Source organism: Thermoanaerobaculia bacterium, from assembly GCA_035717485.1.
Classification (GTDB): Bacteria; Acidobacteriota; Thermoanaerobaculia; order UBA5066; family DATFVB01; genus DATFVB01.
Window position 1 is genome coordinate 1 of the sequence record DASTIQ010000063.1, and the last position, 9,930, is coordinate 9,930.

The following is a 9,930-nucleotide window of genomic DNA, read 5'->3' on the forward strand; positions in this document are numbered from 1 at the left end:
CCCCCGGCGGGGTCGAACGGCATCGGAGGAAGACGGTTGGAGTAGCCGAACACGGTCGACGGCACGAGCTGATCCAGAGGCGCCGCGAGCCCCTTGAATCCCGCCGCGGCGATCTCCCGCCGGTCGATCGACAGCGAGACGGCTTCGCGGACCCGCGCGTCCGCGAACGGACTTCCCGGCTTGAGCGAGAAGCCGAGGAGCACCTCGGTGATCCCCTGACGCGAGATGAGACGGATCGACTTGCGGGTCGAGGCCCAGTCCCAGAATTCCTCCGGGAACCGCCCGACGACGTCGACCTTCCCGTCCGGGAGGGCCCGTGCCCTTTCTCCCGCGCCGGGGAGCGGGACGATCCAGACCCGGTCGAACGCCGGACGGGGCCCCCAGAACGATTCGAACCGGCGCGCCTCGATCGTCTGGCCGGCCGCTCCCCCGACGAACCGGTAGGGGCCGGTTCCGACGGGGTGGCGGATCGGCGCGTCGGGAGTATCGCGGGGAACGATCGCGATGAAGACGAGCTTGTTCAGGAGCACGGGGCTGGGGTCCCGGGTGATCAGCACGACCGTCGCATCGTCGACGACGCGCACCTCGCGGATCGACTGCACGTAATACCCGTCCATCGACCCGGGGAGCGTCTGCGCGCGGCGGATCGACGCCCGCACGTCCTCCGCTCCGAACGGGCGTCCGTCGTGGAACACGACGCCGCGCCGCAGGTGGAATCTCCATTCGTCGTCGGAGAGGTTCTCCCACCGGACGGCGAGCTCGGGAACGATTTGCATCTCCGGCCCGAAGCCGACGAGCTTGTTGTAGAAGTGGTCGAGCGTCGAGTACGTGCGTTCGTCGTCCTGGCGGTGCGGGTCGAGCGTCGTCGCGGACGTGAGCTGTCCGATCGCGAGGTGCGAAGCCGCGGGACGGGTCGGCCGTGAACACGTCGCCGACGCGATCGTGAGCGCGAGAATCGGCGCCCACCGGTACCTCTTCATGGGGTTTCTCGGCTGCTTCTCTGAGCTGACGGGCGCGATTCTACACCCGCGGGACGCGCGAAAACCGGGTGCTATACTCCCGGCCACCGGAACGGCCCGATGAAATCGACGTTTTCCTGGACCGCTCGCGTCCTCGCGCCGGTCGTGCTGCTTTGCGCCGTCGGCTGCGCCCCGCATGCCGAAACGCGCGTCCTCGCGGTCGTTCAGAGCTCCGACATCACCACGCTCGACCCGAACCGCTCGTTCGAGGTCGTCAACGACATCGTCGCCATGAACATCTTCGATCCTCTCTTCCGCTTCGACCGGCACATGACGCTCCAGCCATCGCTCGCCGTCCGCTGGGAGAATCCGACCGACCGCACGTGGCTCCTCCATCTCCGGCCGGGGGTGCGCTTCCACGACGGCGTGCCGCTCACCTCCGAGGACGTCGTCTTCACGCTTCGCCGCGTCCTCGCCCACCCCGAATCGGAGCTCTTCCCTTTCCTGTCGGGTGTCCGGGCGATCGACGCTCCCGATCCGGAGACCGTCCAGATCCAGACGGAGCAGCCGACCCCGCTGCTGGCGCGGCTCTCCTTCGTCTACATCCTCCCTGCCCGGCGGATGGCCCGCGAGGGCGATGCCGAGTTCTTCCGGCACCCCGTGGGAACGGGGCCCTACCGTTTCCTCGCGTGGAAACCGGGGGACCGCGTCGAAGTCGGGGCGTGGAACGGGTACTGGGGCGGCGCCCCCGCGGTCGCGCGCGCCGCGTTCCGTTCCGTCGAAAAGCCGGAGGCGCGCTGGACCCTCGTCGCCCGCGAGCATCCGACCGTGCTCCTCGAAGGGCCGCGCCAGGGGTGGGAGCAGCACCGCTCCGACCGGGATCTCCGGCTGATCGCCCGCCCGAGCCTGACGGTCTCCTACCTCGGCGTCAACGTCGCGCCGCGCCCGGACAATCCGCTCGCCGACCGGCGCGTTCGCGAGGCGATCCGGCTCGCGATCGACCTGAAGGAGCTTCTCCGCGAGGGCGCCTCCAACCACGGATTCCCGGCCTCGCAATTCGTGCCGCCGGACGTCATCGGATACAACCCGGCGATCCCGCTCCCTCCGCACGACCCGGCGCGCGCGCGCGCCCTCCTCGCCGAAGCGGGCCATCCGGACGGCCTCGATCTCGCTCTCGACATCCAGGCCGAGACCGCGACGCCGCTCGTCCAGAACCTCGTGCGCCAGGCGGGAGCGGCCGCCATCCGCGTGACCCCGAAATTCTGGCCGAAAGAGGAGTTCTTCGACCGGATCGACAAGGGTGTTTCCCAGTTCCACCTCACGGGCTGGGTCTGCACCTCCGGCGAATCGGCCGAGCTCTTCGAATCGTCTCTCCACACCCGCGGATCGGCGGGCGCGCTCGGAAGGGACAACGGAACCGGCTACTCCAACCCGGAGCTCGACCGGCTGATCGAGCAGCTCGTCGCGACGATCGACCCCGGCGCCCGCGTCGATCTGGAGAAGCGCGCGATGGCGATTGCGGTCGCGGACCTTCCGTACATCCCCCTCTACGTCCAGGAAGACCGCTACGTGCTCACGACCGACGTCGCGTGGGAGCCGCGGGCCGACGGCGAGATCTTCCTTCCGGAGGTTCGGCTGCGGTGAGCGCGGAACGCCGGAGCCGCCCCCTCAAGAGGAGGTTCGAGCTGGTGCTCTTGAGCGTGACGGGCATCCTCCTGATCCTCGTCGCCGCCACCATGATCGTCGTCCGGTCCCGGGACCAGAAGCAGCTCCTCGAGCAGACGGCGCTGATGTTCGCCGAGACGACGAACGACCAGATCTGCCAGCAGTACCGCGTCTACTACCACTCGGGCTCGTACAAGTTCCGCGAGATCGTCCGGCGGACGATGGCATGGAACCCCGACGTCCATCGCCTGCTCATCCTCTCGGTCGCCGGCGAAGTCCTCTACGATTCGTCCGAGAGCACGGACTACAACCTCCAGACCGACCGCCCCTCGCGCCGCATCGAAGACCCGCGTCTCGTGGACGCGACGGCCGAGCTGAATCCGCAGGTCTTCCGGGCGCGCGACCCGCGCCTCGGCGATCTCCTCATGGTCGTCTCTCCCTACATCGAAGAATGGGGACGTCACCCGTACTCGGTCGTGTACGTCTTCACGTACCGTTCGCTCGACGCCGCGATGCGCGCCGCCGCTCTCCCGGTCGCGGCCCTGCTCTCCGGATCGCTCATCATCATGGCGCTCGTCGCGCGCGGCCTCGGGACGCGCGTCGCCCGGCCGATCGAGGATCTGACCCGGCGCGTCCGCTCGTTCGAAGAGGGGCGGCATCGCGAGATCGCCGGGCCGTCCGGTTCCCTCGAGATCCAGGAGCTCTCGGAGACGTTCGAAAGGATGGCGACCCGTCTCGAGGAGCACGTGCAGAAGCTCGAGACCGCGAACGAAGAGCTGAAGACGCTGGACCGGCTGAAGACCGACCTCCTCGCCAACGTGAGCCACGAGCTGAGGACGCCGCTCTCGGCGATCCGCGGGTACGTCGAGTTCATGAGCGACGGCAACCTGGGCCCCGTGAGCGCCGAACAGGGGCGTGCCCTCTCGATCTGCCTCCGGAACATCGACCGGCTCAACAAGAACATCAACATGCTGCTCGACTTCTCGCGCATGGAGCTCGGCCGCGTCGCGATCAACCCCGCCCCCTTCCGGCTCGACGTCGTCCTGCGCCAGACGCTCGCTTCCCTCGAAGCCGAGGTGCGAAAGAAGAAGGTCGTGCTCGAGTCGGCGATCGCCGAGCCGCTCCCTGCCGTCGTCGGCGACCGCGACCGGCTCGTCCAGGTCTTCGAGAATCTCGTCGTCAACGCGATCAAGTTCACGCCCCCCGGCGGCCGCATCTGGGTCTCCGCGGAGCCGGACCCGGCGGGCCGCGAGGTCCGGCTCTCGGTCGCCGACAGCGGAATCGGGATCGCCGGACCGGAGCGGGAGCGGATCTTCGCGAAGTTCTACCAGGTCGAAGCGGGCGCGGCCCGTCGCTTCGGCGGCGTCGGACTGGGCCTGGCGATCGTGAAGTCGATTCTCGACGCCCACCGGGTCGAGATCTCGGTGGAGGACCGCGCCGGCGGGGGAACCGTCTTCCGGTTCGCGCTGCCCGTCGCGGCCCCGCGCGCGGCGCAGCCGGCGCTGCCGTCGGGCGAGGCGGTCCGCGATTCCCGGCCGGTCCGGATCCTCGCGATCGACGACGACGCGGATTTCCTCTCGTATCTGGTCGACGCGCTCCGGGGAGAAGGCCGGGAGGTCGTCACCGCGGCGACCGCCGACCAGGGACTCGCGATGGCGCGCTCGGAGCGTCCGGACCTGATCCTCCTCGACGTCTTCCTCCCGGACCGCAACGGGTTCGACGTGCTGCAGGCGCTGAAGGCGGACCCCGCGACCCACGCGATTCCCACGCTCCTCGTCACCGTCGTCAACGAGAAGCCGGAAGGGTTCCGCCTCGGCGCCCGCGACTACCTCATGAAGCCGGTCGAGGGTGCCGTGCTCGTAGAGGCGGTCGAGACCGCCCTCTCGCGCCGCGACCCGGCAGGCGCCACGATCCTCGTCGTCGACGACGAGCCCGACGTGACGTCCTTTCTCTCGACGGTTCTCTCGGCGCGCGGCTACCGGACGATCGAGGCCGCGTCGGGCGCCGAAGCGCTCGCGATCGGCGCCCGGGACCGCCCGGACCTCATTCTCCTGGATGTTATGATGCCCGGAATGACCGGCTGGGAGGTGCTCCGCCGGCTGCGCGAATCCGCCCTCGCCGATGTTCCCGTGATCGTCCTGAGCGCCCGCGAGAGTCCGGAAGACGTCGCCGAAGGCCTGCGGTTCGGAGTCCGAGGCTACCTCGGCAAGACCGCCGGCCTCGATCGCCTCATCGCGGAGATCCGCTCCGCGCTCGGCGGCCCGCCCCCCGCGGAGGCGGCGCCGTGACCGCCGGCCCCCCCTGCATCCTGATCGTCGACGACGAAGACGACGTCCTCGACCTCCTCACCGTCGTCTTCGAGACCGAGGGCTTCCGGACGCTGGTCGCCTCCGACGGGCCGAGCGCGCTCACGCTCGCTTACGACGAGGTGCCCGACGTGATTCTCCTCGACGTCATGATGCCGGAGATGGACGGCTGGCAGGTCCTGCGGGCGCTCAAGGTGGAGGAGCGCACCTCGCGGATCCCCGTCGCGATGATCTCGGCGCGGACGGAAGGGCGGGACAAGATCATCGGGCTCCAGGAAGGCGCGGTCTCCTACGTCGAGAAGCCCTTCTCCCCCGCCGAGGTCGTCGCGGAAGTCCGCTCGATCCTCGGGAGGCAGGCATGAACTCGCCCGCCGATTTCGATCGCGAGGAAGCCGGGCGTCTCCGCGCCGAATGGCTGCAGTACCGCTCCCGCCTCAACGACCCGGAGACCGGACTTCCCACGCTCGCGGGGATCGTCGACGACCTCCGCCGCCAGCTCGAGGGCGGAATGCCTCTCGGCGTCTTCACGCTCTCGCTCTATGCCGAGCGCCAGCTCGAGGAATCGTGGGGATGGCAGGCCTACGACCGGCTGGTCGTCGAGTTCATCCGGACGCTGCGGCTCGACCGCGGCAACGGCGTCGTTCCGGAGGGGCTCCTCTGCGTGCCGGGCGTCCGCGCGGACGAGGTCTTCCTCTTTCTCCCGCTCGAGCCGGAGCGCATCGCCTCGGGTTCCCCCGCGGAATGGCTGGCGGAACGGGCCGAGCGGCTCGACCACTACGTGAAGAAGTTCTTCGCGCAGCGTCTGCCGTCCGCCGACCGGTTCCGGAACTACGTCGGCGCCTCGGTCATCTTCGCCGATCCGAAGGTCCGGGTGGAACGGCTCGTCTATCGCGGCATCCGCGAGGCCCGGAGCGAGGTGGACGACCGCACGGCTCGCGCCGAGCTTCGCGGGTCCGATCTCCTCCGCCGGATCATCGCCGAATCCCGCATCACGCCGGTCTTCCAGCCGATTTTCGAGCTCGCGACGGGACGCGTCTTCGCCTTCGAGGCGCTCTCGTGGGGCCCGCCGGGCAGCGGGTTCGAGACGGGCGAGACGCTCTTCGCCTTCGCGGAGCGCGCCGATCTCCTCCTCCCGCTCGAGCGCGTCTGCCGGCGGCGGATCATGGAAGAGGCCGGCGCGATCACGCCGGAACAGCTCCTCTTCGTCAACCTCTCCCCCGCGGCGGCGACCGACGACGAGTTCCTCGACGGGACGTTCGTCCGGCAGGTCCGCGAGGGAGGATTCGAGCCCTCCCGGGTCGTCGTCGAGATCACCGAGCGGACGTACGCCCTCCACCACGCGCTCTTCACGAAGGTGCTCCAGGAGCTTCGCGGCGAAGGGTTCCTGATCGCCGTCGACGACATGGGAACCGGCTACGCCTCCTTCTCCTCGCTCGCCGAAATCCAGCCCGATTACCTGAAGTTCGACAGCGTCTTCGTCCACGAGATCCAGAACCACCGGATCAAACGCGACCTCCTCGACGCGATGCTGACGTTCGCGAAGAAGACCCACACGCACGTGATCGCCGAGGGGATCGAGACGGAAGAGGAGCTCGACACGCTGATCGAGCTCGGCGTCCCGCTCGGGCAGGGCTTCCATCTCGCACGGCCCACGGCGCTGGCGGAGGCGATGAAGCACGTCAAGACCGCCTGACGGCGGCCGGTCGAGGGAAAGTCCCGGGTCTCGAGTCGAAAGTCGCGGGTCGGAGATGGACCGGCCCCGAATCGTCTGCCTTTTCCGGGATCTGGCCCGTCCGTCGCTGCTCGTCCCCCCTCCCCCTGTCTCGACTGGCCACTCGACGACTCGCGACTCGGGTCCGTCCTCCCGCGACTCCTGTTGACATTCGACAAGAAAACATGAAACCTTTCCTCTTGTCGAACGTCTAGGAGAGTGAGGAACCGAATGGCCAGGAACAAGACCGAGCCGAAGTCCGACCTGCTGCAGGGGACACTCGACCTGCTGATCCTGAGGACGCTCTCCCTCGGAGCGATGCACGGGTGGGGGATCTCCCAGCGCATCCAGCAGATCTCCCGGGACGTGCTGCAGGTGAACCAGGGATCGCTCTATCCGGCCCTCGCGCGGCTCGAGGTCGCGGGCTGGCTCGAGGCTCGGTGGGGGGTTTCCGAAAACAACCGGCAGGCGAAGTTCTACTCGCTCACCCCCTCGGGACAGCGGCGGCTCGCGGTCGAGACGGAGAACTGGGAGAGGCTGTCGGCGGCCGTCGGCCGCGTGCTCCGGCTCGCCGGACAGGAGGGCTCATGAATCCCCGGACGCTGTTTCGCCGGATCGGCCGCGTCGCGCGGCGGGACCAGCTGGACGCCGAGGCCGAGCGGGAGCTCGCGTTCCACGTCGACATGCGGACGGCGCAGCTCACCGAGAGCGGCACGCCGCCGGAGGAGTCCCGTCGGCGCGCCCTCGCGGAATTCGGAGGACGGATCCAGGTCCGGGAGTCGTGCCGCGACGCGCGCGGGCTTCCGCTCTTCGAAACGCTCGCGCAGGACTTTCGCTACGGCGCCCGGATGATCCGCCGGAGTCCGGGCTCCGCCGCCGTCGCGATCGCGACGCTGGCGCTCGGGATCGGCGTCAACGCGGCATTTTTCTCGGCGGTCAACGCGATCCTCCTCCGCCCGCTCCCCTTCACGCACGAGAACCGGCTCCTCCTGCTCCACCAGCCCGCGCCGGGAGCCGGGGTCGAGGACGCGCAATTCTCCCCGCCCGAAGTCCGCGATCTCGCGGAGCAGAGCCGCACCCTCGATTCGATCGCCGAATACCACTCGATGGAGTTCACCCTGCTCGGCCACGGCGATCCGATTCGCGTGCGAACCGGCGTCGTCTCGGCGTCGTTCTTCGACCTGCTCGGCGTGCGGCCGGCCCTCGGGCGGACGTTCCGCGCGGGCGAGGACGGGCACGGCGCTCCCCCCGTCCTCGTCCTCTCGCACGACTTCTGGCAGAACACGCTGGGCGGCGATCCCGCGATCGTCGGGAAAGCCTTCGAGATGAACGACCGGGTCCACACCGTCGTCGGCGTGCTCCCGGCCCTCCCGCAATACCCGGACGAGAACGACGTCTACATGCCGGTCTCGGCCTGCCCGTTCCGCGCCCGAAAGGGATGGGACGAAAACCGCGGGGGACGCGGGCTCACGGTCTTCGCGCGGCGGCGCATCGGCTCGACGACCGAGCAGGCCCGCCGGGAGCTCGGGGTGATCGCCGCCCGGCTCCGGACGCGCTACCCCGACGCGTATCCCGCCGGCGCCCGGTCGACGTTCGACGCGAGTCCCCTCCGGGACGATCTCACCCGCAACGCCCGCCTCACGTTCGTCGCTCTGCTGGCGACCGCCGGATTCGTGCTGCTGATCGCCTGCGCCAACGTCGCGAACCTCACCCTCGCCCGCCTCTCGCGGCGCCGCCGCGAGCTCGCGGTCCGAGCCGCGATCGGCGCGGGCCGGGCGCGGATCCTCCGGCAGCTCGTGACGGAGAGCACGATGATCGCGCTCGCCGGGGGCGCCCTCGGCCTCGGCATCGCGCTCGTCAGCCGGCATTTCCTCGTGTCGTTCGCCGGACGCTTCACCCCGCGCGCCGCCGAGATCTCGGTCGACGGCCGCGTCCTGCTCTTCACCGTCGCCGTCTCGCTCGTCACCGGAATCGCCTTCGGCGCGTTTCCCGGGCTTCGCGGCATGCGCGACCTCGCCGGCGCGCTCAAGGAATCCGACGAAGGGCGGACCGTCGCCGGAGGGCGGCGCGGCAACGGTCTGCTCGTCATCCCCCAGGTCGCCGTCTCGCTCGTGCTCCTCGTCGCGGCCGGCCTCCTCGTCAAGAGCCTCATCCGGCTCTCGCGGGTCGATCCGGGTTTCGCGCCCGAGAACGTCCTGACCGCGCGCGTCTCGCTCGACTGGTCCCGTTACACGAAACCGGAACAGTCCCGGGCGCTCTACGACCGGCTCCTCGAGAAGGTCTCCGGATTCCCGGGCGTTCGCGAGGCGGCGGTCGCCTCCGCGTTCCCGTTTTCCGGCGGCACCCCCTTCAATTCGGACATGGAGATCGAAGGGCGTCCCACGCCGGCCGGGCAGGCGGCGCCGCAGGTGTATCCGCAGGTCGTCGGGCCGGCATTCTTCCGGGTGGTCGGGATTCCGCTGCTCCGCGGGCGCGCGTTCACGGATCACGAAATGCCGGACGCGCGCGATGCGCATCTCGTCGTGGTCGTCAACGCCGCGTTCGCCCGCCGCTACTTCGGAAGCGAGGCCGCTGCCCTCGGCCACCGGATCAATATCGGCGGCCCGCCGGTCGATTGGCGCGAGATCGTCGGCGTCGTCGGGGACGTCAAGCAGTTCGGGCTCGACAAGCCCGCCGGCGAGGAAGCCTACGTTCCCTACGTGCAGGGAGGCGGGAACACGATGCGGGTCCTCGTCCGCGCGTCCTCCGATCCGGAGCGTCTCTCGCGGCAGCTCGTGGCCGCCGTCCATGAACTCGACAGGACGGCGCCGGTGAGCGACGTGCACACCCTCGAGCGCCTCAAGCACAGCTCTCTCGACTCCCCGCGCCTGACGACCACGCTCTTCACGGGGTTCGCGCTCCTCGCCCTCGCGATCGCCGCCGCCGGCATCGGTGCGGTGACGGCCTTCTCGGTCGGCCAGCGCACGCGGGAAATCGGCATCCGCATGGCGCTCGGCGCCTCGAAGCGCGACGTCCTCGGGATGGTTCTGCGCCAGGGGATGCGTCCGGTGTTCATCGGACTCGCCATCGGCCTCGCCGGAGCGTTCGCGTTCGCCCGGGTGCTGTCGGCCCTCCTCTATACCGTGGCGCCCACCGATCTGCCGACCTTCCTGCTCGTCTCCGCCGCGCTCGTGGCGACGGCAGCGGTGGCGTGTCTGGTGCCGGGGCGGAGGGCCGTGCGGGTCGACCCCATGGTCGCCTTGCGCAGCTGACGCGGCGATACATCGAGCGAATACGGGCGCGTCTCGCC

7 protein-coding genes are annotated in these 9,930 nt (G+C 69.7%); 6 read left to right on the forward strand and 1 reads right to left on the reverse strand.

Annotated features, from left to right (window positions below; translation table 11 throughout):
* Positions 1-980 (reverse strand): ABC transporter substrate-binding protein (locus VFS34_02990; GenBank protein ID HET9793403.1); only part of this gene is annotated, 980 nt, incomplete at its 3' end.
* A 99-nt stretch (positions 981-1,079) separates the two neighbouring features.
* Between VFS34_02990 and VFS34_02995 the strand changes: the two genes are divergently transcribed.
* The 6 genes from VFS34_02995 (at position 1,080) to VFS34_03020 (ending at position 9,892) form a co-directional block, all read left to right on the forward strand.
* Positions 1,080-2,603, forward strand: coding sequence for an ABC transporter substrate-binding protein (locus VFS34_02995; GenBank protein HET9793404.1), 1,524 nt, complete (start codon positions 1,080-1,082; stop codon positions 2,601-2,603).
* Positions 2,600-4,912 carry a response regulator gene (locus tag VFS34_03000; GenBank protein ID HET9793405.1) on the forward strand — a complete coding sequence of 771 codons (2,313 nt, stop codon included), beginning with the start codon at positions 2,600-2,602 and terminating at the stop codon, positions 4,910-4,912. The genes VFS34_02995 and VFS34_03000 overlap by 4 nt, the downstream gene beginning before the upstream one ends.
* Positions 4,909-5,292, forward strand: coding sequence for a response regulator (locus VFS34_03005; GenBank protein ID HET9793406.1), 384 nt, complete (start codon positions 4,909-4,911; stop codon positions 5,290-5,292). Before VFS34_03000 ends, VFS34_03005 begins: the two co-directional genes overlap by 4 nt.
* A complete protein-coding gene (locus VFS34_03010; GenBank protein HET9793407.1) occupies positions 5,289-6,623 on the forward strand; it encodes an EAL domain-containing protein in 1,335 nt (444 codons plus the stop codon). Before VFS34_03005 ends, VFS34_03010 begins: the two co-directional genes overlap by 4 nt.
* Positions 6,624-6,872: 249 nt before the next feature.
* Positions 6,873-7,232 carry a PadR family transcriptional regulator gene (locus VFS34_03015; protein HET9793408.1) on the forward strand — a complete coding sequence of 120 codons (360 nt, stop codon included), beginning with the start codon at positions 6,873-6,875 and terminating at the stop codon, positions 7,230-7,232.
* Positions 7,229-9,892 (forward strand): ABC transporter permease, encoded by a 2,664-nt coding sequence (locus VFS34_03020; GenBank protein HET9793409.1) that lies wholly within the window; start codon positions 7,229-7,231, stop codon positions 9,890-9,892. Before VFS34_03015 ends, VFS34_03020 begins: the two co-directional genes overlap by 4 nt.
* Positions 9,893-9,930: the final 38 nt, after the last annotated feature.